Raw genomic sequence first — 26,292 nt, 5'->3', positions numbered from 1 at the left:
GAGGGGCCCTGGCGGCTACCGCTCCGGGAACTCGTGGGAGCCGGTGCCGCCGCTGGGCGCGGTGGGCTCGGCGACGCAGAGCGCGTCACGGCCCCGGGCCTTGGCCCCGTACATGGCGAAGTCCGCGGCGCGGATGAGGTCCAGCGCGGACGAGGCGTGGTCCGGGTAGGTGGCCACGCCCACGCTGGCGGTGATGCGGACGTCCAGGCCCTGCTCGCGGAGGAAGCCGCGGCCCCGGAAGGCCTCGCACACCCGCTGGCCGATGATGGCCGCGCCGTCCTGGTCCGTCTCCACGAGGAGCATGGCGAACTCGTCCCCGCCATAGCGGAACACGGCGTCCAGGTTCTGCCGGCCCAGGGTCATCAGCAGGTCCCCCACCTCCTTCAAGGTGGCGCTGCCCACCAGGTGCCCGTGGGTGTCGTTGACGCTCTTGAAGTGGTCCAGGTCCAGGAAGACGAGCGACAGCGGATGGCGGAAGCGCTCCGAGCGCTTCACCTCCTGGTCCAACAGGGCGCGCAGGTGCCGGGCGTTGTAGCAGCCGGTGTGCTCGTCCGTAATCGTCAACTCCTGCACCCGCCGGAAGTTGCGCGCGTTCTCAATCGCGATGGCCGCGTAGTCCGCGATGGCGGTGAGGATGGTGAGGTCCTCGTTGGTGAAGGGCGGATCCATGGGCCCGTTCACCAGCTCGATGATGCCCAGCACGCGGCCCCGGGCCAGCAGGGGCACCGCGAGGATGGAGCGGGTGTGGAAGGCGGAGGCCTCGTCGAAGCGCGGGGAGAAGCTGGGGTCTCCGCCCACGTCGTGGACGAGCCGCGCCGCGCCGGACGTGAAGACGGCGCCGGCGATGCCCTCGCCCGGGTTGAGCTGGAGGCCCTTGAGCACGTCCGCGCCGTCGCCCACCGCGATTTCGAAGTAGAGCTTCCCGGTGCGCTCGTCCTGGAGGATGAGCGACCAGTTGCGGGGCAGCAGCAGGCTGCTGACCTTCTGCATCACGAGCGCCAGGACCTCGCGCAGCTCGAGCGTCGACGTCAGGGCCTTGGCCATCTCATTGAAGGCGGCGAGCTGCTCCACCGTCCGCTTCATGGCCGACAGGAGGTCCGCGGGATTCATCCGGAGAGTCCACTCCGAGGCACAAGTCTGGTAAGGCCGGCCCGAGCCGTAACATGCACATGAACGCAGATCAAACGTTGCTCGTCCTGGCCTCGGCGTCCCCGCGACGCCGGGAACTTCTGTCCCAGCTGGACCTCCGCTTCACCGTCTCCGCGGCGGACATCGACGAGACGCCCCATGCTGGCGAACCGGCGCGGGACTACGTGGGCCGGCTGGCCCGGGAGAAGGCCCGCGTGGTGGCCGCCCGCCACCCTGGCGCCTGGGTGCTGGCCGCCGACACCACCGTCGCCCTGGGCGCCGAGCTCATGGGCAAGCCCCGGGACGCCGGGGAGGCCCAGGCCATGCTCACGCGCCTGTCCGGGCGCACGCATGACGTCTACACCGGCGTGGCCCTGGCGGGCCGGCACGAGGAGGCCCTGGTGGTCCACACCCGCGTCACCTTCCGCGCCCTGAGCGCCGCGGAGCTGGCCTGGTACGCGAACACCGGCGAGCCGCTGGACAAGGCGGGCGCCTACGCCATCCAGGGCCGCGGCGGCGTCCTCGTCGCGGGCGTGGAGGGCAGCCCCTCCAACGTCGTGGGCCTGCCGCTGGCCGAAACCGTGGCCCTGCTGGAGCGGGCCGGCGTGCCGGTGCCCTGGAGGGCGTCATGAGCGCCCAGGTCGCGGAGCGGCTGGCGGCCGTGCGGGAGCGGGTGGCGGCGGCGTGTGCCCGCGCGGGGCGGCCGGTGGAGTCGGTGACGCTGGTGGCGGTGTCCAAGCTGAAGCCCGCGGCGCTCATCCGCGAGGCCTACGCCGCCGGCCAGCGCGACTTCGGGGAGAACTACGCGCAGGAGCTGCGGGACAAGGCCGCGGAGCTGGCCGACCTGGAGGGGCTGCGCTGGCACGCCATTGGCGCGCTCCAGACGAACAAGGTGAAGTACGTGGCCCGGGTGGCCGGGGCCTTCCACGCGCTGGACCGGCTGGAGGTCGCCCGCGAGCTGTCGAAGCGCCGCGAGGGCGCCGCGCCCCTGCCCGTCTACGTCGAGGTCAACGTCGGCGCGGAGGCCACCAAGAGCGGGCTGGCGCCCGCCGCGCTCGGGGACTTCCTGGCCGAGGCCCGCGCCCTGCCCGGCCTCCAGGTGGTGGGGCTGATGGCCCTGCCGCCCCCCACCGAGGACGAGGCCCGCGCCCGGGCGGACTTCCAGTCCCTGCGCGCGCTGGCGGGGGCCCACGGGCTGCCGGAGCTGTCCATGGGCACCACCCACGACTTCGAATGGGCCATCGAGGAGGGCGCCACCGTCGTCCGCGTGGGCACCGCCCTCTTCGGCGAGCGCGAGCTCAAACCTCCTTGAACCGCACCCGCCCCTCCGAGTTCACGGAGACCTTGAACTCGGAGCCGCAGTAGTTGCAGCGCACCTCGTCCCCCTGGGCGAGCGGCTCGTCCACGGGGTTGTTGGCATTGCACGAAGGGCAGTCGAAGTCCTTCTGCGCCCTGCCACCGCCCCGGCCGGACTCCTTCTCGGCGTCGTCGTCGAAATCGTAAGAACCGCCACCACCAGACATGTGCCCCTCCTGCGGGATGGCGCCCGGCACCGCGGGCTGCCCCAGGCGGGAGGCTACCAGCGGTGTCGGCGAGTGGACATGCCGCCCCGCCGCCCTCCCGTGAAGCGAGCAGCCGATGAATGAATGGCTGGTCAACAACCGCGTCAGTGGAAATGGGCGGTGGCGGGAATGGTTCCAAGCCGGGTCTGGCAGATCGCACCCAGGCTACCTAACTTCCAAGCAAGGGAGCTCACCCGATGCAAACGACGCACAAGTGGGGGTTCGCGGCGGCGCTCGCGGGCCTGGTCTGGTCGGCGACGGCCATGGCCCAGGAATCCGTGAACCCGGCGTTCGGCCCCGGGGAGCAGAGCTCCTATCGCGTCAGGTATCTGGGCATCACCGCGGGCACCGCGCAGGTGACGGTGGGCGCCCACATGAAGCAATGGGGCCATGACGTCTGGCCCATCGTCGCGGTGGCGCGCTCCAACGACATGCTGGGCGTGTGGCCCATCAAGGACAAGTTCGTGTCCTACTGGCAGCCGGAGCGCCAGCGGGTGGTGGGCAGTGATTTGCACGCGGACGAGAACGGCTCGCGCCGCCGCCAGCGCATCAAGCTGGAGGCGGACGGCAAGACGGTCTTCGTCGTGAAGCAGAAGGAAGGAGAGTCCCCGAGGGAGTCCACGCGTGAGCTGGCCGAAGGCACGCTGGACGTGACGGGGGCGACGTTCGCCCTGCGCAACCGGGAGCTGGTCGTGGGGCAGGAGTATGCCTATCCGGTGTTCACCGGCAGCAAGACGTTCACCCTCCGCGCGAAGGTGGAGGGGCGCGAGGTCCTGGACACCGTGCTGGGCGACAAGGAGGTCTTCAAGCTCAGCGTGAAGACGGAGTTCGGCGGCAACCTCGCCTCGAAGCGGGACATGTTCGTCTACTTCACCACCGACCCGAACCACGTGCCGGTGCGGGTGGAGGCGGAGTTCGCGCTGGGCACCATCGTCGCGGAATTGACCGACTACAAGCCGGGCCGGAACATGACGGTGGCCCGTGCCGAGAATGGCGGGTAGCACCCCGCCGGAGAGCGAAGGGGCGGATGGGAGCGGGATGGGCGTGGGCGGTGGTGGCGGCGATGTCCGCCACGCAGGAGCCTCAGGTGGTGTCGCCCCTGGTGAAGGTCCGGCCGGGCGAAGCCGTGAAGGGCCGCAAGGAGGCCCGGCTCAGCCTCGCGCGGGGTGAGTGCGAGGCGGCGCAGGTGGTGCTGCCCGGACGGGTGGAGCGCCCCTCCGTGGAGCCGCTGTCGCTGAAGGGGCCCGGCGCGACGCTGACGGCCCGTGTGTGGCGCGAGGCCTTCATCGACGTGAAGACGCCGTCCAATGGCCAGGGCCGCGCGGGCCCGTGGCCGGACGCGCTGGTGCCGGTGAACGCGCCGGGACACGACCCGAAGCTGCCCACCGTCTTCTACGTGGAGGTGTGCGCCCCGGAGAAGCAGGAGCCCGGGACGTACAAGGGCCAGCTCCGCGTCAAGGCGGGGGACGCGAAGCCCACGCCGGTGTCCTTCACCGCGGAGGTGCAGCCCTTCGCGCTGCCCGCCACGTCCTCGCTGCCCAACAGCTTCGGCGTGTCGAAGTACAGCATCGCGCGCGGCCACGGCGTGGCCCCGGAGTCGGCGGAGGCGCGCAAGCTGCTCCGCGACTACGGACGCGCGCTGCTGGAGCACCGGGTGAGCGCCCACGGCATGAGCATGGACCCGCCGCCCGTCCGCTTCGAGAAGGGCCGCGCGGTGGTGGACTGGAGCGCCTACGACGCGGAGCTGGGGCCCTTCCTGGACGGCAGCCTGCTGCCCTCCGGCGCGCGCTTCACCAGCTCCGACGTGCGCGACAACAAGCAGGCCCGGACGGACGCGGAGAAGACGGCGTACTACCGCGCCTTCGCCGAGCACTACCGCCGGAAGGGCTGGCCCGCGCAGCTCTTCTTCTACGCCAAGGACGAACCCAAGCCCGAGGACGTGCCGCTGGTGAAGGCGCAGTCCACGCGCGTGCGCGCGGCGGGCGGGATTCCGGTGCTCGTCACCAGTCCGCTGGATGACGCGCTGAACGGCTCGGCGGACATCCTCACGCCCACGCTCAACTGCTTCTATCCCCGCCCCGGTCCGCAGACGTGCAAGCGCGTGGTGGAGGCCCGCGCGCTGCGCAAGCGGTTGGCGGATGCCACCCGGGTGTGGTGGTACCAGAGCTGCAATTCGCACGGCTGCAACGGCGGCCCGCCGGCCGACAAGGCGGTGGACGCGGCCTACAGCGGGTGGGCGTCGTACATGGTGGACCACCCCGCCCCGCTCAACCGCGCCATGGGCGTGCTCGCCTTCTCCTCCGGCGTGGACGGCGAGCTCTATTTCGACACCGTCTTCGCCTACAACACGAAGAAGGACCCCTGGAAGGACGTCTTCGAGTTCGGCGGCAACGGCGACGGCACCCTCTTCTACCCCGGCACACCCGCCAGGGTGGGTCCTTCCGGCCACCAGCCCATCCTCACGCTGCGGCTGAAGCACATCCGGGACGGGCTGGAGGACTACGAGTACCTCCGGCTGCTCGCCGAGCTGGGTGACGCCGCGTTCGCCCGGACGGCGGCGCGCAAGCTGGCGCGCACGGGTTGGGACATCAACGTGGATGCGGGAGAATGGGAGGCGGTCCGAGCGGAAGTCACCGTCCGGCTCCGCAAGCGTTGGGCGGAATCCGAATATGCGAAGCGCCCGGACCGTCAGACGCCGCAGAGCACCCCGTAGTCCCCTGGAAGGATAAGGATGAGCCCCCTGCGCACCCTCTTCGCGGCCGTGTTGTCCCTGTCCACCGGCAGCGCCTGGGCCCAGCTTCCAGACACGGAGGCGGACGCCCCGGAGGCCGAGAGCGCCAAGGCGTCGGAGCCCAAGGCGCCGCTCACCGTCGCGCCGTGCACCTCCGCGCTGCCGGCGCTGCGCACGCCCATGTCGTTCATGCCCGGCGAGGTGCTCGAATTCGACCTCGACGCCATGGGCGCGCAGGCGGGCACCATGACGATGCGCGTCCACAAGCAGAAGGATGGGAACCTGCCCATCCAGGTGGAGGCGAAGACGAACTCCTTCTTCTCCAAGGTGCGGCGCGTGCGCGGCAGCGCCACCGCGTACCTCCACCCCCGCACGCTGCGCCCCAAGCGCTACGTCGAGGACACGATGGAGAACGAGCAGCGCCGCAAGGTGGACGTCGCCTTTGGACAGAAGGAGCGCACCGTCAAGGTGGACTACCAGTTCGGTCAGCGCCCCAAGGGCCAGTTCAACTACACCTTCGACAAGGACGGCCTGGACGTGGCCGGCGCCATCTACCTGCTGCGCCAGTTGCCCCTGAAGGAAAACCTCGACGTGTGCTTCGACGTATACGGCGTGCGCCGCATGTGGCGCATGCAGGGCTCGGTGTTGAAGCGCGAACAGGTGACCACCCCCCTGGGCCAGTTCAACGCCTGGCACATGACGGGCACCGCCGTGCGCCTGGACCGGCCCAAGCAGAAGCGCGAGGTCCACGTGTGGATTTCCGACGACGCGCGCCGCCTGCCGCTCGCCGCCGTGGGCACCATCGACCTGGGCGCCGTGCGCGCCACCCTCACCTCCGTGTCGCGCCCCGGTGAGAAGCCGCAGACGAGCGAAGGCCAGGAAACGATGAAGTGGTGAGCGGCTGAGACACTGTTTCGTTGAAACACCGAAAGCCCGTGGCGCCGCGCCGCGGGCTTTCTCACTTTGGCGGAGGCCAGGCCCGCGCTGGCGAAGCTCCTCGGCTCACGCTGAGGTCCGAGGCCAGCGGGCCTTCGGCCCCGACTGGAAAATTGACGGAGTGCTACGTGACTGTAGCGTCGGCGCATGCCCCCTCCGGCCCTGTCCCTCGTCGCCCCCACGCCCTCGCGCCGTGCCGACCCGGTCCGGGTGGCCATGGAGCAGCTTGCCCGTTCGCTGCCGGCGCGCACCGACGCGGCCGTGCTCGTGGACCTGCTGGAGGATGACCTCCGCGAGGGCCTGGATGCGCTCGGCGAGGTGGAGGCCCACTTCACGGACCTGCTCGACACGCTTCGCACGGAGGCCGTGTCTCCGGCCACGCTGGTGGACTCGGGTGATGACCTGCGCGTCCTTCAGCAGTTGGACTCGCTCCACGACGCCGTCGTGCGGCTGCGCAAGCGCCTGTCCCAGGCCGCCAGCATGAGCCGGCTCGCGCAGGCGCCCACGAAGAACCGCTGACACCTGCCCTCCGCCATCCGTTCGCCCGGGGGCCTGGGCTGGGAACCGGCCTGCACAGGCGGCCGCGAACGGCCGCCGCCTCCAGCCCCTTCGCCATCCGCTCTCGCCTCTTCACCCAGTCGCCTGAGGCGGGAATCGGCTTGACCAGGCGCATGCGGCCGCGAACGACCGCCTCAGCTCGACTCCATCCGCTCAGGGCCCCGCGGCGGGAGCCGGTGCAGCGGCTGGCGCGGGAGCGGCTGGCGCGACCGTCGTCGCGGGCCCGATGACGGGTGACGGCGTCGCCGGCAGCGCGAGCGCAGGGCCCGCGTTGAGCGGCGCGGGCGTCCCCACCAGCGGCGGCGGCGAGCCGGCGTTGAGCGGCGCGGGTGTGCTGATAAGCCCCGGCGGCGGCGCGGCCGGAGTCGCATTCAGCGGCGACTCAGTGGCGATGATGCCCGCGCTGGACTGCCCCGTGCCGACAAACGCGTCGAACGAACCAGGCGCCAGCGGCTGCACGGTGAACGTGCCGAAGGTGGACACCGCGGGCGGCGTCGTGAACGTGCCCGTCGGCGCACGCCCTGGCGTCCCCCCCACTGTCACGGTGGTCCCCTCCAATGGCGTCACCGGAAGCTGCCCGGAGTACGTCACGGGTGCGCTCGGCGCAGCCGTCGGCGTGGGGAAGCTCCCGCTGATGACTTCAGGCGACGCGGGCGCGCCAGACACCGGCACGGTCGGCGCAGGCGTCGTCGTGGCCGCGAGCCCGCCCGGAGGCGTCGCCGGGACCACCACCCGCGTGCCAGCCCCCGTGCCCTGAAGCGCCGTGCCCGTCGTCGCCGTGGCGCCGTCCACCCCGGCGGTGCCACTGCCCCCAAAGGCGGACGGCGCGGGCGGCGGCGACGCCGTGACGGGCGCCCCCACCGTGGCGGAGGGCGGAACGGGCGTCAGCGACCGCCAGCTCAGCGGCGGGCCTCCCGTGTTCTCCACGAAGGGCCGCGAGCGCACCTCCACGCCCCCCACGTCGATGGCCACGTCCTCGAACACGAACTGGATGAAGCCCCGAGGCTCGGCCCGTGGCGGCAGGTTCCACACCAGCACCACCAGCTCCGTGTCGTCGTAGCGAGCCTGCCGCAGGAGCCGGTGGGTGCCGTCATCCGCATAGGCGCCGGCGGCCAGGGCCGCCGCGTGGACGAAGGCCGAGTCCGTCAGCAACTGCCCGTTGCGCCAGACGCTGCCCACGCCCCACACCGCCACCGCGGCGTGCGTGCGCGTCATCGCCGACCACCCCAGGCCGCTGTCACCGTAGAGCGGCACGTCCAGCAGCACGCCACCGCCAATCGTATGCCGCGGAGGCCGGGGAAGCGGGCCCGAGACGGCCTGCTGGAGGGCCTGCTCGGGCGGGAAGCCCGGCTGGGTCAGCTCGACCCGGTACTCCGTGGCGCCCAGACGGAAGCTCGCCTCCAGCGTCCCCTTGTCACCGAAGGTCGCGCCAGAAAGGTCCACGCGGTCCTCCACCGCGAGGGACGCGCTCCCCGTGCCGGTCTCGGCCAGGTCCGTGAAGGGAAGTGAGCCTTGGACGAAGAAGCCGTCCGGCTGCTCGGTTCTCGCGCTGGCCTCCCGGCCCTCGAACGTGAACCCGCCTGGCGCCGCGGCCAGCAAACCGGACAGAACGAACGTGGTGAAGGGTCCCGCCATCGACGCTGCCTCCTTGGTTCACAAGGTAGGCAGCGGAGCGGGGAACGGCACGCCCCACCCCTGAGAGCTAGATGAGGCCGCGGGCCCGGCGAATCTGCTCGACCGTCTTGTTGTACTCGATGTCGAAGGCGCTGGTGCCTTCCTGCAGGTGCTTCAGACGGGAGCGCGCTTCCTTGTCGATCTCGTCGTCCACGTCGAGGTGACGCTTCATGACGGCGAAGATCTTCTGACGCAGCCCGTTATCCGCCGAGTACACCTCTTCGACGTTGCGGCTGATGAGCAGGAACTCGATCATCTGGTTGATGACGTACTCGATGCCCTCGTCGCCCATCTTGAAGCCGCGGACGTCCGCCATCTCGCGCTTCACCTGGTTGAACTTGGAATAGTCGTAGCCGCGACGCTCCAGCGCTTCACGCGTCGCCTGGTTCACACGCTCCTCGTTCGCAAGGTACTCACGCATGATGGCCGACAGGTCCATCTCGGCATCAGCCACGCGCATCGGCTCCACCTCGATGTCCCCGTCCTGCATGAGCTGCTGAATGGCCTCGCGCGAGATGATCGGGATCACCTTCGGATACAGCCTCATGTCGGTCCCTCGCCCTCTGTGAAACGTGCTCGGAATCGTCAACCGCTATAGTTCAGCGCCGAGCCCAGTCGCAATGAAAAACCCCAGGAACGTCGCGCTTCCAGCGCACTTCCCAGCAGGTCTGCAGCGGAAATTAATCACGCCGCCCCGGGTGGCGACCCTCCTTGCGTTTTTTCGTCCACGGGTCCGCTCGCGTCGTCAAGGGAAGCCTCCCGTACGGGATCCTCCGCATCCTCTTCTGGATGTCCGTGGAGGCCCGCATGGACGCGTTCGGCCATGGCCGGACCGACGACCTCCGCGAGCTCTTCGATGGAGGCCTCCCCCACCCGCTTGAGCGAACCGAAGTGCCGGAGCAACTGCTTGCGCCGCGTCTCGCCCACGCCGGGAATGTCCTCCAGCGCCGAGCGCACCCGGCTCTTGCGCAGCACCTGCTTCTGGAACGTGATGGCGAAGCGGTGGGCCTCGTCCCGCATTCGCGTGAGCATGAACATCTCCGCTGAGTTCTGGGCCAGGACGATGGGGTCCTTGCGCCCCACCACGAAGACGCGCTCGGGGCTCCGGGCGCTCTCCGCGTCGCGGTCGAACACCTCTAGGTCACGGCTCTTGGCCAGGCCCACCACGTCCACCGAGTCCACGCCCACGTCCTTCATCGCCGCGTGCGCGCTGGCCAACTGGCCCTTGCCGCCGTCGATGACGAGCAGGTCCGGCAGGTCGTGGTCCTCCAGCCCCCGCTTCAGCCGGCGAGAGATGACCTCGTACATGCTGGCGAAGTCGTCCTGCTTCTCCAGCGTCTTGATTTTGTACTTGCGGTAGCGCGACTTGTCCGCGTCCCCATCCGTCACCGCCACCTGGGAGGCGACGATGGCCGAGCCCTGGAAGTGGGAGATGTCGAAGCACTCCATGCGGCGCGGGAAGTTGCGCAGGCCCAGGCGCTGCTGGAGCCGGGACAGCACGGTGTCCGTCTCGTCCTTGGTGCGGCGGCGCTCCACGAAGGCCTGTTCGGCGTTCTTCGCCGCCATCTTCACCAGGTCCAGCTTCTCCCCGCGCTTGGGCACCAGCACGCGCACGCGCTCGCCCTTGCGCTCGCCGAGCAGGGCCTCCAGGCCCCCGGTGCCGTCCTCCAGCTCCAGCGGCAGCAGCACCTCCTCCGGCACGAAGCTGCCCTGGTCGTAGTAGAGGTTCACGAACGAGGCGAGCAGCTCCTCGTCGGGGAACTCCTGGCTGCCGAAGGGGAAGGCCTGTCCGCCGTTGAGCCGGCCCTGCCGCACCCAGAGGACGTAGAACAGGATGCGGTCCCCTTCCCGGTGGAAGGCGAAGACGTCCTGGTCCTTGAAGTCGGTGGTGGCGATCTTCTGGCGCTCCAGGCTCCGCTCGATGGCGTTGAGCTGGTCCCGGATGCGCGCCGCCTCCTCGAACTTCAGCTCCTGCGCGGCGCGCTTCATGCGCAGGCGCAGTCCCTCCACCAGCTCCCCCGCCTTGCCCTCCAGGAACATCACCACCTCGTCCACGCTGCGGCGGTAGTCCTCCTGGGGAACGGGGTACACACACGGCGCCGGACAGCGGCCAATCTGGTGCAGCAGGCAGGGCCGCTTGCGGTTGGCCAGCACGTGGTCGGTGCAGGTGCGCAGGCGGAAGAAGCGGTTCACCACGCGCAGCGTCTCGCGGATGGCCCCGGCGCTGGAGTACGGCCCGAAGTAGCGCGCGCCGTCGCGCTCGTACTTCCGCACCACCTCCAGGCGCGGGTACGGCTGGCCGCGGTCCAGGCGCAGGGAGATGAACTGCTTGTCGTCCTTGAGCAGGACGTTGAAGCGCGGCCGGTGCTTCTTGATGAGCTCGTTTTCGAGGAGCAGCGCCTCCTTCTCGTTGCTGACCAGCACCGTCTCCAGGTCGCCGAGGAGCTGGTCCAGCAGGGACACGAAGACACGCGTGTCACCGGTGCGGTTGAAGTACGAGCGCACGCGGCTGCGCAGGTTGATGGCCTTGCCCACGTAGATGACCTGGCCGCGGCGGTCCTTCATCAGGTACACGCCGGGCCCGGTGGGCAGTGCGTCCAGCTTCTCCAGGAGCTTCGCGTCCATGACGGCTCCCGCCTACTTGCGGCTCCGGGCCCGCGTGGAGCGGCCTCCGCCCCCGCGCCCCCGGCCCTTCTTCGGGGCCTCCGCGTCCGCGGCCTTCGCCGGGGCCCGCAGCAGCGAGCGCGACGCCGGCTTGAGCCCCAGGTCCATGTCCTTCAGGAGCTGAACCCGGTCCCGGTACTCGGCGGCCTTCTCGAACTGCATCTCGTCCGCGGCGGCGAGCATCTCCTTGGTGAAGTCCTCGATGAGCCGCTTGATTTCCTTCGGCTGGAGGACGTCGTCCTCGCCTTCGGCCGCCATGGGAAGCGCGCCCGCGTCCCCGGCCTCGTAGGCCACGTGCTCGGACAGGTCGGTGATGTTGCTCTTCACCGAGCGCGGGGTGATGCCGTGCTCCTGGTTGTACGCCTGCTGGATTTCACGGCGGCGCGTCGTCTCCTCCAGGGCCTTCTTCATGGAGTCGGTGACGTTGTCCGCGTACATGATGACGCGGCCATTCACGTTGCGGGCGGCGCGGCCAATCGTCTGGATGAGGGAGACGTGGCTGCGCAGGAAGCCTTCCTTGTCCGCGTCCAGGATGGCCACCAGGGACACCTCGGGGATGTCCAGGCCCTCGCGCAGCAGGTTGATGCCCACCAGGACGTCGAACTCGCCCTTGCGCAGGTCGCGGATGATGGCGGTGCGCTCAATCGCGTCGATGTCCGAGTGCAGGTAGCGCACGCGCACGCCCACGTCGGCGAAGTACTCCGTGAGGTCCTCCGCCATGCGCTTGGTGAGCGTCGTCACCAGGACGCGCTCGCTCCGGGCCACGCGCTGGCGCACCTCCTCCAGCAGGTCGTCCACCTGGTTGCCCACGGGGCGGATCTCCACCTCCGGGTCCGTCAGGCCGGTGGGACGGATGATCTGCTCCACCACCACGCCCTGGGACTTCTGCAGCTCGTACTCGGAGGGCGTCGCGGAGACGAAGATGGCCTGCGGCACCAGCTCCTCGAACTCACCGAACTTGAGCGGGCGGTTGTCCAGGGCGCTGGGCAGGCGGAAGCCGAAGCCCACCAGCGTCTCCTTGCGCGCGCGGTCGCCGCGGTACATGGCGCCAATCTGCGGCACCGTCTGGTGGCTCTCGTCGAGCATCACCAGCAGGTTGCGCGGGAAGTAGTCGATGAGACACGGGGGCGGCTCCCCCGCCGCGCGGCCGGAGAAGTGCCGCGAGTAGTTCTCGATGCCGCTGCAGTAGCCGACCTGCTCGATCATCTCCAGGTCGAACATGGCGCGCTGCTCCAGCCGCTGCGCCTCCAGCAGCTTGCCCTCGCGCTTGAAGGTCTGGAGCTGCTCGGTCAGCTCGTCGCGGATGGTCTGGATGGCGCGGCGGCGCACGTCCTCCTCGGCCACGTAGTGGCTGGCGGGGAAGATGACAATCTTCTCCAGCGCGCCCACCGTCACGCCACGCAGCGGGTCGAACTCGGTGACGCGCTCCACCTCGTCGCCGAAGAAGCTGACGCGCACGGCGCGCTCCTCCTCGTAGGCGGGGAACACCTCCACGGTGTCGCCGCGCGCGCGGAAGGTGCCGCGGTGGAAGTCCAGATCGTTGCGCTTGTACTGGGCCTCCACCAGCTTGCGCATGAAGGTGTCGCGGCCCATCTCCTCGCCCACCGCCGCGCGCACCGCCAGGTCCACGTAGCTGCGGGCCGCGCCCAGGCCGTAGATGCAGGACACGCTGGCGACGATGATGACGTCATCCCGCGTCCGCAGCGAATGGGTGGCCGAGTGGCGCATCCGCTCGATGTTGTCGTTGATGGACGAGTCCTTCTCGATGAAGGTGTCCGTCGACGGGACGTAGGCCTCGGGCTGGTAGTAGTCGTAGTACGAGACGAAGTACTCGACGGCGTTGTGCGGGAAGAGCGCCTTGAACTCGCCGTAGAGCTGGGCGGCCAGCGTCTTGTTGTGGGCCATCACCAGCGTGGGCCGCTGCACGTTGGCGATGATGTTCGCCATCGTGAAGGTCTTGCCCGACCCGGTGACACCCAGGAGGGTCTGGTAGCGGTCGCCCCGCTGGACGCCCTGCGTGAGTTCGTCAATGGCCCTCGGCTGGTCGCCCTCGGGCTTGTGGTCGCTGACGAGTTGGAAGTCCGGCATACCCGCGAGATCTAACACCGCGCGGGAGGGAAGGCCGGATGTTCGTGCCGGTGCTAGTTCGAAGTGTCCTGCCGCTTCAGCGCCTCCAGGGATTGCAGCCGGGCGGCCTCGAATTCGTCACCCTTGTTCCAGCGCGGCAGCTCTGGCTGCCGGGCCACGTGCGCGCCCAGGAGGAAGAAGAGGCGGACGTCTTCCACCGCGCCGGAAAAGTCCCATTCCGGGCGCAGTTCGTCCGACGGCTGGTGGTAGTGCTTCGACTCCCACAGCTCCCGCTGCTGCTTGCCCCAGCCCTGCGGCTTGCCGACGAAGTCCATTCCACTGCCGAAGTACGCGGCGGGAATGCCCCGCTTGGCGAAGCTGAACTGGTCCGAGCGATAGAAGAAGCCCCGGTCCGAAAGCTGGTCCGCCTTCACCACCCGGCCCTGCGTCTTCGCCAGGGCGGTCAGCGTGGCGTCCAGGTTGGACTTGCCCAGGCCAATGACGGTGATGTCGCGGGTGCGGCCGTGGATGTTGGCGCCGTCGATGTTGAGGTTCGCGGCGACGCGGCCGTGGGGCACGGGGGGGTGCTCGGCCAGGTACTGGGAGCCCAGCAGGCCCTGCTCCTCGGCGGCCACGGCGGCGAAGAGGATGGAGCGGCGCGGCGCCGTGGGGAGGGCCTTGAACGCCTTGGCGATGTTGAGCATCGCCGACACGCCGGACGCGTTGTCGAGCGCGCCGTTGTAGATGGTGTCCTCGCCCGGCTTGCCGCCTTCCTTCTTGCCGAGGTGGTCATGGTGCGCGGTGTAGAGCACCACCTGCTGGGACAGCTTCGGGTCGCTGCCGGGCAGCAGCGCCAGCACGTTGGCGGTGGGGCTGCGGCGCACCGTATTGGTCAGGCGCGTCGTCACCTTCACGCCCAGCGGCACGGGCTGGAACTCGCGCGTCTGCGCGGCGGCCACGAGCGCGTCCAGCTCCTTGCCGGCCAGTTGCAGCACCCGGCGCGTGGCGGCTTCGGTCGTCCAGGCCTTCACCTGGAGGCGGGGCCCCCGCGCGGCGGGCAGCTCGAACTGCTCGCCCGTCCACGACGTCTGCACCACCTGCCAGGGGTAGCCCGCGCTCGGCGTGGTGTGGATGATGATGGCGCCCGCCGCGCCCGTCCTCGCGGCCTGCTCGTACTTGTAATCCCAGCGGCCGTACCAGAGCCGCGTCTTCCCCGCGAAGAGCCGCGGATCATCCGCCGGGTCGCTGTTGAGGATGAGCAGCGTCTTGCCGCGCAGGTCCATCCCCTTGAAGTCGTCCCACTGGTACTCGGGCGCCTGGATTCCGTAGCCCACGAAGACGAGCTCGGACGCCTCCAGCTTCGACTCGGGGGCCTGCACGCCGGACGTGGCGATGAAGTCGTCGTGGAAGTTCAACCGCACCCGGCCCTGGGGCGCGTCGAACGACATCACCTGGGCGCTGCTGGTGATGCCCACCAGGTCGAAGGGCTGCAGGTACGAGCCGTCCGTGCCCATGGGCTCGAGCCCCAGCGTCTCGAACTGCGAGGCGATGTACGCCTGCGCGAGTGCGTCCCCGCGGGTACCGGGGCCACGGCCCTCCAGCAGGTCATGCGCGAGGAAGCGCGCGTGCGCGCGCAGCACCTCCGGAGCGATGCGACTGGATGCGGACTTCTCCGCGGGCGTCGTCAGCGGCACACGCTGCGCGAGCGCGGGAGCGGAGCAGAGGGCAAAAAGCAGGGGCAGCGAGCGCATCATGGTATCCCGAGCCCTAACACGAAGCCCGGGACACCCGCAGCACCGCGTCACCCCTGGAGCGGCGCCACCTTCCACGTCGTGCCGGCGGGCGTGTCCATGATTTCCACGCCCTGCTGCTTCAGCTCGCTTCGCACCCGGTCCGCGGCGGCGAAGTCCTTCGCCGCGCGGGCGGCGGTGCGCTCGCCCAGCAGGCGCTCCACCGCTGCCACGTCGATGCCGCGCTCGCGCACGGCGCGCTCCCGGCGGCGCAGCAGCCACGCGTCGGGCGCGTCCTCGAAGAGTCCGAGCACGCCGGACACCCGCCGCACGTCCTCGCGCAGCGCCTGCAGCGTGCGGCCCACCAGGGCCTTGTCCTTCACCGGGGGCTTGTCGGTCAGCTCGTTCATCAACCCGAAGAGCCCGGACAGCGCGCCCAGGCCGCCGGCGGTGTTGAAGTCGTCGTCCATGGCGGACTCGAACTCGGTGAAGAAGCGCCGCGGGTCGCCGTGCAGCGGCCCCTTGCCGAAGTCCTTCCCGGAGATGCGCTCATCCACCTTGCGGAGCGTCTCGTAGAAGTACTCCATGCGCGTCTCCGCGTCCGCCAGCGCCTTGTCGGAGAAGGACAGCGGGTGGCGGTAGTGCGTGGCGAGGAAGAAGAAGCGCAGCGCCTCCGGGTCCACCTTGGTCAGCGCGTCGCGCAGGCGCACCACGTTGCCCAGCGACTTGGACATCTTCGCGCCTTCCAGGTCCAGGAAGCCGCAGTGCATCCAGTACCGCGCGAAGCTCACCCCGTTGGCGGACTCGCTCTGCGCGATTTCGTTCTCGTGGTGGGGGAAGATGAGGTCCAGCGCGCCGCCGTGGATGTCGAACGTCTCCCCCAGGTACTTCGCGCTCATGGCGGAGCACTCGATGTGCCAGCCCGGCCGGCCCGGGCCCCAGGGGCTGTCCCACGCGGGCTCGCCCGGCTTGGCCGCCTTCCACAGGGCGAAGTCCAGCGGCTCGCGCTTCTGCTCTCCCGGCTGCACGCGCTCGCCCACGCACAGGTCGTCCAGGTTGCGCCTGGACAGCTTCGCGTAGTCCGCGTCGCTGCTCACGGAGAAGTACACGTCCCCCTGGGACGCGTAGGCGTGGCCCTTGTCCACGAGCTTCTGGATGATGGCGATGATTTCGGGGAGGTGGTCGCTCACCTTCGGCGCGAAGTCCGGCTCCAGCAGGTGGAGCGCCCGGGTGTCCTCCCGGAAGATCTCCACGTAGCGCGCCGCCAGCGCCACGGGGGCCTCCCCCGTCTCCGCGGCCGCCTTGATGATCTTGTCATCCACGTCCGTGAAGTTGCGGACGTACCGGACCTTCAGGCCCCGGTGACGCAGGTAGCGGACCACCACGTCGAAGGAGGTAAAAGTACGGGCATTCCCGATATGGATGTAGCTGTAGACGGTAGGACCACAGACGTAGACCCCCACCTCGCCAGGAATGGCGGGCTGCAGCAGCTCCTTCTGCATGGTCATCGTGTTGAAGAGCCGGATGGCGGGCGGGGTCACGTGCGGCAATCCTCTCGGGTCCATAGGCGTGGGTGTGTCCCTCACTCTAGAGTCTCGGGTCGCGAACAGGCCAGTATTCGCGAGGGGTTCGTCGCCGCCCCCAATCTGGGAGAATGGGCACCATGGCTCCACCGAACCCGAAGCGGCCCCCTCGGCCGCCCCGCCCGCCCGGTACGCAGGCGCCCCAGGATTCCGACGTGGAGCTGCCTTTCGATGATGACGAGGTGGATCCGCTCCAGGCTGACGACCCGCGCCCCCAGCGGGTTCCCCAGTTTCCCGCGGGCTCGCGGCGCAGCCGGCGCCACGGCCCGGACGGGCGCGCCAACAGCGACCGGGAGCTCGCCTCCCGCTTCGACACCGCCCAGGAATACTCGGACCCCGGCTACGCGCCTGCCTTCCTGTACGTCGAGCGAGGCCCCGGCGCCGGGCAGTTGGTGCCCGTCAAGCAGGGAGCGCTGGTCATCGGCCGGTCGTCCTCGTCCGACCTCCGCCTGCAGCACCCGTCCATCAGCCGCCGGCATGCGCACCTGACCCGCCGCGGCGACCGCTTCTTCCTGAAGGACCTCAGCAGCCAGAACGGCACCTTCCTCAACCGCCACCGCATCGCCGCCGAGGTCGAGCTGATGCCGGGGGACGAGGTTTCCCTCGGCAACGCCCTGCTGCGCCTGCGCGGCCATGGGGGAACCCCCGCGCTCGGCGTGCCCGCGCTCACACCGGACGACAAGCCGCCCACGCGCCGGGCCCTGGGCTCGCTGGGCATCGCCCTGGGCGCCGCGGCGCTGGGCTCGGGCGTGGCCGCGCTCATCGCGCTGCTCTCCATGCGTGTCTCCAACACGTCGGAGCCGGCGCCCACCGCGGTCCCCCGGCAGACAGCGCCCCTGCCGTCCCCCACGGTGCCTGTGTCTGGAGAGCCCGCTCGCGAGGAGCTGGAGACGGCGCCCGTCCAGGCCCCGGCGGAGCCCCCGTCCCCCGCGGCGGAGCCCACCGCCGCGGAGGCCGCGTCCCCTCCGCGGGCCCCCATGGCCACGGGCGTCAGCGCCTTGAACGTGGCCCGGGGAACGACGAAGCAGGTCCGTCCCATCACCCTGGCCCCCACGACGGACCGCTCGGCGAACCTCCAGCGCCCGTCGCCAGGGCCGGACACGGCGGGCGCGCTCGAAGCGGGGCATGCCGGCAACACCTCGCCGTCGTCCCAGCGAACGGCGGGGAGACCCGACACCGCGGCGCCGGCCAGCGGGCCCTCCGCGAAGCAAGCCGAGGTCCTGCGCCGTTACGAGGCGGGAGACGTGGCGGCGGCCCGGGACCTGGCCCAGGCGGAGAAGCTCACCGCCCTGTACGAGCAGCTCATCCGGTTCGAGGCGGCCGAGGAAGCGGCGCGCAAGGCGCTGGCGAAGGGGGACCTCCCGGAGGCCATTGCCCAGCTCTCGCTCGCGCTCTCCGTGGACGACGCCCTGGCGCATGGCTGGAGCAGGCACGGCCCGCCCCTGCGCAAGCAGTTGTCGCGGCTCCACGTCCAGGCCGGCGTCGAGCACGCCGCCGCTGGCCGGGGGGACGCAGCGCGCGCCGCCTTCGAGCAGGCGCTGAAGCACGACACCAGCAACCGGGCGGCCCGCGAACAGCTCGGCCGGCTCACCGGCGCTTCAGTCCCCTGACCAGCAGCATCGCGTTGAGCACCACGAAGGTGACCAGCGCCAGCGACACCAGCAGCAGGCCCCGGTCCGTGCCGGGACGCTCACCCTCGATGAGGAGCCACAGCCGGCCGTCACGCGGCTGGACTTCACCCATGCGCTCCATCAGGGCCAGCGCATCGCGGTAGCGGGAGGCATCCTCCTGCGCCAGCAGGCGTCCACGCACGGCGAAGGGGCGCTGGTCGGGCTGTGGCGGCGGGCGGCCCTCCGTCCACTGCTCTCCCGGAAGCGCGGGACGGCGCACCACGAAAGGCGAGTCTCGCAGCCCGACGAGGACGTACAGCGCACCGTCCGCGCGCTCGTACGCGCCCCGGACCGTGGGCACCCCGTGCACCTGGGCGTAGCGGTTGGAGACGAGCGCCTCGAAGCGGTACGCCCCTTCCGCGCCCAGCGTCAGCGGCACGCTCGGCGACAGGAAATACGACAAGTCCTGCCACTGCATGCCGAGCAGCGCCAACCCCACGGCCATGGCCATGAGCGCCGCCACGGGACGCACGCCCACGCGGCGGCGGGACAACCGGGCCTCCAGCTCGGCGATGCGGCGCGCTCGCGCCTCTTCCGTGGGAGTCTGCGGCGACGGCTCACTCATGGACGGACATGACGTGGCGTGGCGTGGAAAGACGAAGCCCCGAGCTCCCTGCACGGGAACCCGGGGCGACGAGTCTTGGACGGCAGTCCCGCGAATCAGGCCAGGTTGAAGATCTTCTTCAGGTCCGACTCGATCTCTTCCTCGGAGCAGTCCTTGGCCAGCGACAGCTCCTTGATGAGCAGCGAGCGCGCGGTGTCCAGCATCTTGCGCTCACCGAAGGACAGGTCCTTGTCGCCCTTCAAGAGGTAGAGGTCGCGGAGCACCTCGGCGATTTCGAACACCGAGCCCGTCTTGATCTTCTCCATGTACTCCCGGTACCGACGGTTCCACGTCGTGGAGTCAACGGAGATGTCCTTCTCCTTGAGGATGGAGTAGACCTGCTTGACGTCCTCCTCGCTGATGATCTCCCGGAGACCGACCGACCCGACCTTGTTGATCGGGATCATGATCCGCATTCCGTTCTCCAGGATGCGCAGCACGTAGAAGGACTGGCGCTGCCCGGCCACCTCGGTGTGTTCGATACCCATCACCTCGCCGACGCCCTGGCCCGGGTAGACCGCCTTGTCACCAGTCTTGAAGCTGGTCTGCACTCACTGCCTCCTTGAAAGACTCGTTCCCGGCCTTTCAGCCGGGCACTACTACCACAAACCACATCCACGGGCAACGATATCGCCTTGACCACCCGGGACGCGCCCGACTACGTTGTCGGTTTCTACACGCGGTGTCGGCAGATGTGTGCACCAGTGTGACGGGCGGCGGGTGGGGGTGGGAAGGTGGAACGTCATGCGTGGCGCGACCTGGGCGCGCGTCCTCTCTTCTTTCCCGCCCTGAGCTTGTCACTCGGAGCACTCTGCGCCCCGGTAACAAGCGCAGCCGTCGAACCATTTCTCGTTTGTGGGCTTTTGCTGGGAGCGCTCGGCCTGGCGCTTGGCAGGCTGCCTGGTGCGCACCTCGCCGTGCTGGCGTCGCTCTGGGCCGCTGGCGTGGGGCTCGCGCATTGGGAAACCCAGGTGGCGCTCCCAGGGGAGCTGACGCGCGGGGCGCCTGTCATCGTGGAAGGCGAGGCGGAGCGCGTGGACCGCTTCGAGGGGACGACGCGGGTGCGGCTGGCTGTCGCGCGGGCAGGGCCTCCTTCCGGGCCGCTCGCGCCCGTGCGGTTCCGGATGAACCTGTCGCTGCGGGGCGAGCCGCCCCCGCTGCTGCCCGGGCAGCGCGTCCGGGCGGAGACGAAGCTCATGCCGGCCGCGCCGCCGTCGAACCCGGGGGAGAAGGACTTCGGGGCGGCGCGGCGCAGACAGGGCGTGGCCTTCACGGGCGGCCTGGATTCGCGGCGCCTGCTGGTGCTCTCCCCTGCCCCGGCGTGGCGCGTGGCGCTGGAGGACACGCGCATACGGCTGGCGGCGGCGGTCCACGCCGTGTCGCCGTCGAAGGACGCGGCGGCGCTGTTCCTCACGCTCGCCGCGGGGCAGCGCGCGGCGCTGGATGATTCGTGGGAGGAGGCCTTCTCTCGCGCCGGGCTGGCGCACGTGCTGAGCGTCAGCGGGCTGCACGTGGCGGCGCTGGCGCTGATGACGCTCGCGGTGCTGCGGCGGCTGGTGGTGCGCACCGGCGAGCGGTGGCGGATGCTGGACGCGCGACAGGTGGCGGCCCCCGCGGCGGTGCCCTTCGTCTGGGCCTACGTGGTGTTCACCGACAACCAGCCTCCCGCGGTGCGCTCCGCGGTGATGGCCACGGTGGTGCTGCTCGGGCTGGCCTTGTGGCGGCGAGCGGACGGGCTCAACGGCCTGGCCGCCGCGGCCGTGGTGTTGGTGGCGTGGGCGCCGTCCAGCGTGGCGGACCTGTCGCTGAGGCTGTCGTTCCTCGCCGTCTTCGGGCTCGTGCTGCTCTCGCCGCCGCTGCGCCAGGCGCTGCCCCTGGCGGAGCCAGACCCCGCCGAGTCCCGCCGTGTCCACCGCTGGTGGGGGCAGGCGAAGGAGACGGTGGCGCAGACGCTGTGCGCCAGCGCGGCGGCGACGCTGGCGGGGCTCCCCATCGTCGCGGCGACCTTCGGCCGGGTGAGCCTGGCGGGGCTCATCTCCAACGTCGTCGCCCTCCCCCTGTGCGGGCTGCTCACGGGACTGGCGGCGGGGGGCGCCGCGCTCTTCATCGTCACCCCCAGCCTGGCGACGCCCCTGCTGTGGGCCGGCGCCTGGGCCTCCGAGCTGCTGCTGGTCATCACCCGGCTCTTCGCCGCGGCGCCCCTGGCCTCGGTCGAGGTGCCGTCGCTGGGCCTCCTGTCGGCGCTCTACGCGGCGGGGTTGCTGACGTGGGCGCTCGGCACCGGCCGCTGGCGGCTGGGAGGGCTGCTCGCCCCCGCGGCCGTCGCCGCCGCCATGCTGGCCCCCGTGCTCACGCCGCGGCCGGGGCTGCGCGTCACCTTCCTCTCCGTGGGCCAGGGCGACTCCGTGGTCGTCAGCTCCGGCGGTGAACACCTGCTCGTGGATGGCGGCGGCGTTCCGGGCGGCATGGACACCGCGGAGCGCTTCATCCTCCCGTACCTGAAGCAGGCGGGCATCTCCCGGCTGGCGCTCGCCGTGCTTTCGCATCCTCACCCGGACCATGCGCTGGGGCTCGCCTCCGCGTTGAAGCAGGTTCCCACCGCGCGGCTGTGGATGCCCGCGGGGGACGGGGGCGGCCCGCTGTCACGGCAGGTGGCGGCCGCCGCGGGGCCGGCGCTCGTGGAGGAGGTCGAGGTGGGGCACCCGCCCCTTCGCCTGGGCGAGGCGACGCTGGAGGTGCTCGGGCCTCCAGGGCCGGACGCGCGCGAGCTGCTGGAAGGCGTGAATGACCGGAGCGTGGTGCTGCTGGTGCGCCACGGCGACGTCACCGTGCTGCTGACGGGGGACGTGGAGGCGGAGGGCGAAGCCGAGCTGGCGGAGCGGCTGGGGCCCGTGACGGTGATGAAGGCACCCCACCATGGCTCGCGGACGTCCTCCACGGAGACCTTGCTGGAGCGCACCCGTCCACGGCACGTCGTGTTCTGCGTGGGCCGGCGCAACCGGTACGGCTTTCCGCACGCGGAAGTGGAGGCGCGCTACCGCGCGTTGGGGAGCGAGTGCTGGCGCACGGACCTGCATGGCGCCGTCACCGTGGAGAGCGATGGCCAGGACGTCCGCCTGCTCCCCTTCCTGCCCTCCGAGCCTTCTCCCGCCGCAGTGCCGGTTGCGCGGACCGCCCACCCATCCCCACCTTGAGGCCGATGATTCCAGAGGACCTCGACCTCCAGCAGCTCACCGCCGACCTGAAGAACGCGCTCGGCCCGGGAGAACCCATTGGGTATCTCCGCGGCAAATCCGTGATGCGCAACCTGCTCGTGGACCTGCGGGGCTTCTCGGAGCTGGAGGCCGAGGAGCTCATCGACACGATGGAGCTTCGCGGCTTCCTCCGCTTCCTGGGGGACCCCACCGAGCGTTCCGTGGCGGACGCGCACTGGGACATCAGTCCCCACGCGTGAGCGCGGGCGCCGTCACTCGAAAACGAGCCAACCGAAGCGCGGCAGCGCGTGGAAGTCGCCGACGAAGAGGGGCGAGAAGGACTGCCCTTCCACCGTGCGGCGGTCATGGTGCTCCAGCCGGTAGAGGTTGAAGCGCCAGCGGTCCCCCGGCCGAGGGGGGAGGTGGGGGACTTCGGCCAGGCGGTCGAAGGGAATCCGCAGCTCCACCGACCAGCCCTCGTCGCGGTCCGAGGCATCATCCAGCGTGCCCCGCACCTTCACCGCGGACGTCATCCCCGAATCCCACGAGCGGTCCATGCCCTGCCGGCGCGCGGGGAAGTACGCATCGAAGATGACGTTGTGCGGTGACACCTGGAGCTCGTTGTAGGTGCGCCCGTCCGCGTTGGCGTCGAGGAAGATTTCCACCACCTCCTCCTCGTAGATGGGGTCATCGCGCTTGCGCAGCGTGCCCCACACGTCCGGGTCATCCAGGTCGAAGGCCACGTAAAGGAACGCGCCGTCATGGACGAGCCGCGCCTCGGTCCGAAGGCGCGGGGCGCTGCCGTCGAAGCTCCGGCGCAGCACCACGGGCCGGGCCTGCTTCCACACGGCGTCATCCAGCACACCGTCGAGGGTGGGCGGCTGGCTCACGCGCGGGACGGTGTATTCGGGCAGCTCCTGCGCGGCGCCGCCCAACGGGGGGCCCAGCATGCGCTGCGAGCCGTCATGCGCGTTGGCGTCATCCACGGGCAGCCGGGAGTTCCCCCGCCAGAAGCCGAGCACCACCCGCGCGGGCGTGCCGGGCATGGGCACCGAGTGGACGTCCTCGATGACCTTGCCCACCGGCCATGACGCCAGCGGCGCGGCGCCGCCTTGAATCTCATGGTCCGCGTTGGAGAGCATGGCGCCGCTGGCCGGGTCCACGACGTGGACGAAGAAGCCGTACCCCTCCGGCGGCGAGCGGACCGCCTGGAAGTAATGCGCGAGCCTCACCTGCGTGCCCGGTGCGGCCTTCTCCGGCGTCACCTTGGAGCCCAGGTACACCACCGCGCCGCCAGCGAAGGTCTCACCGCTGCGGAACGTGAGGTCTGCGGGCGCCGCCTCCAGGGCGCGGAGCCGGGTGGGCGCGGGGATGCGGGGTGCCTGCTGACGCGGCCCGGCCTGCTCATCACGACAGGCGGCGGCAAGGCAGGTGACGGCCAACAACGGAGCGAGTGCGAAGGACGGGAGACGCATCGGGGCCGCGCATCCTAGCGGGCTTCGCGTCAGTTGGGTTCGCCCCGAGGTGAGCGAGCAGGCGGGCGGAGTGTCGGCATCGGCCTACAGTGCCGGCAATTGTCATGCCGAGCGGCGGCTCCCATCTTCTCGCCTCAACCAGCGGTTCAGGCCCAAGGGAGGCGCGAATGAAGACTCTACTCAAGGTGGGTGCGGTGGTGGGTGTGCTGGGAGCAGGGAGCGCCATGGCACAGGAGCGGCTGGAGTCCTCCGCGGACATGCGAGGCCTGACGTTCCTCGTGGGCGGCGGCGTCGAGGGCTATACGAATTCGCTGGGCTCCGACATCAACCCGGGTCTGGGTTACGGCGTGACGGTGGCCATCAAGCCCACGAAGGTGCTGGGCATCGAGCTGGGCTACTCGGGCGCCATCAACAATTTCGACCAGCGCGTGGTGACGGGCTCCCGGGGCGGCCCGGACCTGGTGCGCAACGGCGCGCACGCCGTGGCCACGCTGGGCCTGGGCGCCGCGCCCGTGCAGCCCTACGTCCTGGGCGGCGTGGGCCTCAGCCGGTACAACGTGCGCGCGCCCACGCTCGCCTTCGCGGATGACACGGTGGGCAACATCCCCGTGGGCGGCGGCCTGCGCGTCCATATGGGCAGCCTCACCGCCGACGCCCGCGTCCAGTACAACTTCCTCCTCGACCAGCAGTTCGCCGCGAACGCCCCGCCCGGCGACGTCACGATTGGCGACCGCAACTTCAGCAGCGGCGGCAGCTACGCGGGCACCCTGAACATCGGCGCGACCTGGTAGCGGCGCGGCCAGGGGTGCCTGGGCATCGAGCGCGCCCGGGCACCTGGCCCATGGGCGCGCACGCCTCACCGCAGAACGCCGGCTTCTGCGAGGCGTGAGCGCGAGGCGCGCCTTCCGCCAGGCAGGTTGGATTTCGCTGCGGGGCCCGCATTAGGACGCAGGCATGCGCCCTTTCCTCACGGCGGAGTGGCGGTATCTCGTCATGCTCAACTACGAGGTGGACCCGGACGTCCTCCGGCCCCTCGTCCCCCGGGGCACGGAGCTGGACACCTGGCAGGGGCGGACGTTCGCCAGCATGGTGGGCTTCCGCTTCCTCGACACGCGCGTGCGCGGCCTGTCCGTGCCCTTCCACCGTCACTTCGACGAGGTGAACCTGCGCTTCTACGTGCGCCACCGGGGGCCCGAAGGCTGGCGGCGAGGCGTGGTGTTCGTGAAGGAGCTGGTCCCGCGCCTGGCCATCGCCAGCGTGGCGCGCGTGCTCTACAACGAGCCCTATGTCGCGCTGCCCATGCGGCACGTCGTGGAGATGACGGGCGCGGAGGCCGGCGCCCCAGGCCGCCTCGAGTATGCGTGGAAGGCGGGTGGACGGTGGCAGCACCTGGCCGCGACGACGCGTGGAGCGCCCCGGGCCAGTGAGCCGGGTTCGGAGGCGGAGTTCATCACCGAGCACTACTGGGGCTACACGGCGCAGCGGGACGGCGGCTGCGCGGAGTATCGCGTGGAGCATCCGCGCTGGTCGGTGTGGGAGGTGGACAACACCGCGCTCGATATCGACGTGGAGGGCCTGTACGGCGCCCGGTTCGTTCCCTTCCTGCGCGGCCAGCCCAGCTCCGCCTTCGTCGCGGACGGCTCGGCCGTGGCCGTGTACCCCGGGACACGCCTGAGCCCTGGCGAGGGCCCGCCGCCGGCCGCCGAGACGCCACGCGCCGCCTGAGGCCATCCCCCTCGGAGGCGTCTCGCATGCCGGACGCGGCCTGGCCGCCCGGGACGCAGGTGGCCGGCAAGTCCGCGAAACCCCGGGCCCGTGCGGCGGCCAGCGCGTTGCTCCTGGCCCGGGCCCATGCGCTTCGAATTCGAACACCTGGGCTCCACGACCCCCTTCGAGCTCGCCGAGGGCGTCCACCTCCTGGGCGGCGGCCCGGACGACCACATCCGCCTGGACGGACTTCCCCCGAGCCTGCTCAGCCTGCGCGTCGAGGCGCAGCGGCTGATGGTCGAGGCCGCGCGCACCTTCTCCGTCAATGGCGTGCTCGTCCCCCCGGGGGTGCCCCGGCTGGTGCTCCCCGGCGAGGCGCTCGGCCTGCCCGACGACATGGGCTTGCGCGTGCTCCAGGAGTCGGTCAGCGAGCGCGGCGTGGGCACGGTGGCGCTGCTCAAGGGGTTGCTGACGGGGACGGATGAGCCGGCGCCGTCACGCGCGGCCACCCTCACCTGCCTCACGGGCCTGGATGTCGGGCGCGTCCATGCGCTCGCGGAGGCCCAGACGGACATCGGCCGGGGCAGCGACGTGGCCCTGCGGCTGAGAGACCGGGCCGTGTCCAGGACGCATGCGCGCGTCGTGCACGCCGAGGAAGGCTTCACGCTGGAAGACCTGGGCAGCCCCAACGGCGTCTTCCTCAACGGTCAACGCCTCGAGCGCCGCGCCCTCCTGGCCGATGGCGACGTCATTGAAATGGGCCGCTCGCTGCTTCGCTTCCAGGCCGCGGTGGAAGAGCCCCCGCCCCCCGCCCCACCTCCTGTCGAGAACGAGCCCGTCCCCGACGCGGTGCAGCCGGCCCCCACGGACGCCGTCGAGGAACCCGCGCCGGAGGCGCCGCCCAGCGCATCCAAGCCACGCGGCGAGTGGTGGCTGATTGGCCTGGGCGCGGTAGCGGCCTCCGCGGGCGTGGCCATCACCTGGGCGCTGGCGACGGGGAGCTGACCAG

At 70.7% G+C, this 26,292-nt stretch carries 23 protein-coding genes; 12 read left to right on the top strand and 11 right to left on the bottom strand.

The genetic code is table 11. From position 1 onward, the window contains the following. Nucleotides 1-15 precede the first annotated feature (15 nt). Entirely contained in the window at nt 16-1,110 is a 1,095-nt protein-coding gene (locus MYMAC_RS13085; RefSeq protein ID WP_013939218.1) for a GGDEF domain-containing protein, read from the bottom strand. A 53-nt stretch (nt 1,111-1,163) separates the two neighbouring features. On the opposite strand from MYMAC_RS13085, the gene MYMAC_RS13080 reads away from it, so the two are divergent. Both MYMAC_RS13080 and MYMAC_RS13075 read left to right on the top strand, forming a co-directional pair. After that, nucleotides 1,164-1,760, top strand: a complete 597-nt coding sequence (locus tag MYMAC_RS13080; protein ID WP_095958329.1) for a Maf family protein — start codon at nt 1,164-1,166, stop codon at nt 1,758-1,760. Next, entirely contained in the window at nt 1,757-2,440 is a 684-nt protein-coding gene (locus MYMAC_RS13075) for a YggS family pyridoxal phosphate-dependent enzyme (RefSeq protein WP_013939216.1), read from the top strand. The genes MYMAC_RS13080 and MYMAC_RS13075 overlap by 4 nt, the downstream gene beginning before the upstream one ends. Here the strand turns inward: MYMAC_RS13075 and MYMAC_RS13070 are convergent. Continuing rightward, nucleotides 2,427-2,651 carry a hypothetical protein gene (locus MYMAC_RS13070; protein ID WP_095958328.1) on the bottom strand — a complete coding sequence of 75 codons (225 nt, stop codon included), beginning with the start codon at nt 2,649-2,651 and terminating at the stop codon, nt 2,427-2,429. The genes MYMAC_RS13075 and MYMAC_RS13070 overlap by 14 nt on opposite strands. 236 nt (nt 2,652-2,887) lie before the next feature. Between MYMAC_RS13070 and MYMAC_RS13065 the strand changes: the two genes are divergently transcribed. The 4 genes from MYMAC_RS13065 to MYMAC_RS13050 all read left to right on the top strand — a co-directional run bounded on the left by MYMAC_RS13065 (nt 2,888) and on the right by MYMAC_RS13050 (nt 6,876). Beyond that, nucleotides 2,888-3,691, top strand: coding sequence for a DUF3108 domain-containing protein (locus MYMAC_RS13065; protein WP_095958327.1), 804 nt, complete (start codon nt 2,888-2,890; stop codon nt 3,689-3,691). Nucleotides 3,692-3,717: 26 nt separating this feature from the next. Then, nucleotides 3,718-5,403 (top strand): DUF4091 domain-containing protein, encoded by a 1,686-nt coding sequence (locus MYMAC_RS13060; RefSeq protein WP_095958326.1) that lies wholly within the window; start codon nt 3,718-3,720, stop codon nt 5,401-5,403. 18 nt (nt 5,404-5,421) lie between these two features. Next, on the top strand, nt 5,422-6,318 hold the full coding sequence (locus MYMAC_RS13055; RefSeq protein WP_095958325.1) for a DUF3108 domain-containing protein: 897 nt from the start codon (nt 5,422-5,424) through the stop codon (nt 6,316-6,318). Nucleotides 6,319-6,504: 186 nt separating this feature from the next. Beyond that, entirely contained in the window at nt 6,505-6,876 is a 372-nt protein-coding gene (locus MYMAC_RS13050) for a hypothetical protein (RefSeq protein WP_013939211.1), read from the top strand. Between the two features lie 192 nt (nt 6,877-7,068). On the opposite strand, the gene MYMAC_RS13045 is transcribed toward MYMAC_RS13050, so the two are convergent. The 6 genes from MYMAC_RS13045 to cysS all read right to left on the bottom strand — a co-directional run bounded on the left by MYMAC_RS13045 (nt 7,069) and on the right by cysS (nt 16,615). Continuing rightward, on the bottom strand, nt 7,069-8,550 hold the full coding sequence (locus tag MYMAC_RS13045) for a hypothetical protein (RefSeq protein ID WP_095958324.1): 1,482 nt from the start codon (nt 8,548-8,550) through the stop codon (nt 7,069-7,071). A 67-nt stretch (nt 8,551-8,617) separates the two neighbouring features. Continuing rightward, nucleotides 8,618-9,136, bottom strand: a complete 519-nt coding sequence (locus tag MYMAC_RS13040) for a DUF507 family protein (protein ID WP_013939209.1) — start codon at nt 9,134-9,136, stop codon at nt 8,618-8,620. 137 nt (nt 9,137-9,273) lie between these two features. After that, nucleotides 9,274-11,214 carry an excinuclease ABC subunit UvrC gene (gene uvrC, locus MYMAC_RS13035; RefSeq protein ID WP_095958323.1) on the bottom strand — a complete coding sequence of 647 codons (1,941 nt, stop codon included), beginning with the start codon at nt 11,212-11,214 and terminating at the stop codon, nt 9,274-9,276. Nucleotides 11,215-11,226: 12 nt separating this feature from the next. Then, entirely contained in the window at nt 11,227-13,341 is a 2,115-nt protein-coding gene (gene uvrB, locus MYMAC_RS13030) for an excinuclease ABC subunit UvrB (protein ID WP_095958322.1), read from the bottom strand. A 53-nt stretch (nt 13,342-13,394) separates the two neighbouring features. Continuing rightward, nucleotides 13,395-15,074, bottom strand: a complete 1,680-nt coding sequence (locus tag MYMAC_RS13025; RefSeq protein WP_095958321.1) for a M28 family metallopeptidase — start codon at nt 15,072-15,074, stop codon at nt 13,395-13,397. 47 nt (nt 15,075-15,121) lie between these two features. Continuing rightward, complete coding sequence (gene cysS / locus MYMAC_RS13020; protein WP_204817582.1) at nt 15,122-16,615, bottom strand: cysteine--tRNA ligase; 1,494 nt, start codon at nt 16,613-16,615, stop codon at nt 15,122-15,124. A gap of 173 nt (nt 16,616-16,788) precedes the next feature. Between cysS and MYMAC_RS13015 the strand changes: the two genes are divergently transcribed. Beyond that, a complete protein-coding gene (locus MYMAC_RS13015) occupies nt 16,789-18,243 on the top strand; it encodes an FHA domain-containing protein (RefSeq protein WP_204817579.1) in 1,455 nt (484 codons plus the stop codon). On the opposite strand, the gene MYMAC_RS13010 is transcribed toward MYMAC_RS13015, so the two are convergent. Then, nucleotides 18,221-18,868: a hypothetical protein gene (locus tag MYMAC_RS13010; RefSeq protein ID WP_013939203.1), complete on the bottom strand. Its 648-nt coding sequence runs from the start codon at nt 18,866-18,868 to the stop codon at nt 18,221-18,223. The genes MYMAC_RS13015 and MYMAC_RS13010 overlap by 23 nt on opposite strands. Before the next feature lie 95 nt (nt 18,869-18,963). After that, nucleotides 18,964-19,458 carry a CarD family transcriptional regulator gene (locus MYMAC_RS13005; protein ID WP_013939202.1) on the bottom strand — a complete coding sequence of 165 codons (495 nt, stop codon included), beginning with the start codon at nt 19,456-19,458 and terminating at the stop codon, nt 18,964-18,966. Nucleotides 19,459-19,641: 183 nt separating this feature from the next. On the opposite strand from MYMAC_RS13005, the gene MYMAC_RS13000 reads away from it, so the two are divergent. Together MYMAC_RS13000 and MYMAC_RS12995 are read left to right on the top strand one after the other, a co-directional pair. Then, nucleotides 19,642-22,101: a DNA internalization-related competence protein ComEC/Rec2 gene (locus MYMAC_RS13000; RefSeq protein WP_095958318.1), complete on the top strand. Its 2,460-nt coding sequence runs from the start codon at nt 19,642-19,644 to the stop codon at nt 22,099-22,101. Between the two features lie 5 nt (nt 22,102-22,106). Beyond that, nucleotides 22,107-22,361 carry a hypothetical protein gene (locus MYMAC_RS12995; protein WP_013939200.1) on the top strand — a complete coding sequence of 85 codons (255 nt, stop codon included), beginning with the start codon at nt 22,107-22,109 and terminating at the stop codon, nt 22,359-22,361. 12 nt (nt 22,362-22,373) lie between these two features. Here the strand turns inward: MYMAC_RS12995 and MYMAC_RS12990 are convergent, their stop codons facing one another. Next, nucleotides 22,374-23,576 carry a carbohydrate-binding family 9-like protein gene (locus tag MYMAC_RS12990; RefSeq protein ID WP_095958317.1) on the bottom strand — a complete coding sequence of 401 codons (1,203 nt, stop codon included), beginning with the start codon at nt 23,574-23,576 and terminating at the stop codon, nt 22,374-22,376. A 104-nt stretch (nt 23,577-23,680) separates the two neighbouring features. Here MYMAC_RS12990 and MYMAC_RS12985 point away from each other — a divergent pair, with 104 nt between their 5' ends. From MYMAC_RS12985 to MYMAC_RS12975, 3 genes are all read left to right on the top strand, one after another. Then, complete coding sequence (locus tag MYMAC_RS12985) at nt 23,681-24,367, top strand: hypothetical protein (protein WP_043710843.1); 687 nt, start codon at nt 23,681-23,683, stop codon at nt 24,365-24,367. Between the two features lie 163 nt (nt 24,368-24,530). After that, nucleotides 24,531-25,301 carry a YqjF family protein gene (locus MYMAC_RS12980; protein ID WP_095958316.1) on the top strand — a complete coding sequence of 257 codons (771 nt, stop codon included), beginning with the start codon at nt 24,531-24,533 and terminating at the stop codon, nt 25,299-25,301. Between the two features lie 126 nt (nt 25,302-25,427). Then, on the top strand, nt 25,428-26,288 hold the full coding sequence (locus tag MYMAC_RS12975; protein WP_095958315.1) for an FHA domain-containing protein: 861 nt from the start codon (nt 25,428-25,430) through the stop codon (nt 26,286-26,288). The last annotated feature ends 4 nt before the right edge of the window (nt 26,289-26,292 follow it).

This window comes from Corallococcus macrosporus DSM 14697, assembly GCF_002305895.1.
In the GTDB taxonomy this organism is placed as follows: domain Bacteria; phylum Myxococcota; class Myxococcia; order Myxococcales; family Myxococcaceae; genus Myxococcus; species Myxococcus macrosporus.
This window is presented reverse-complemented; position numbering and strand designations above follow the sequence as displayed.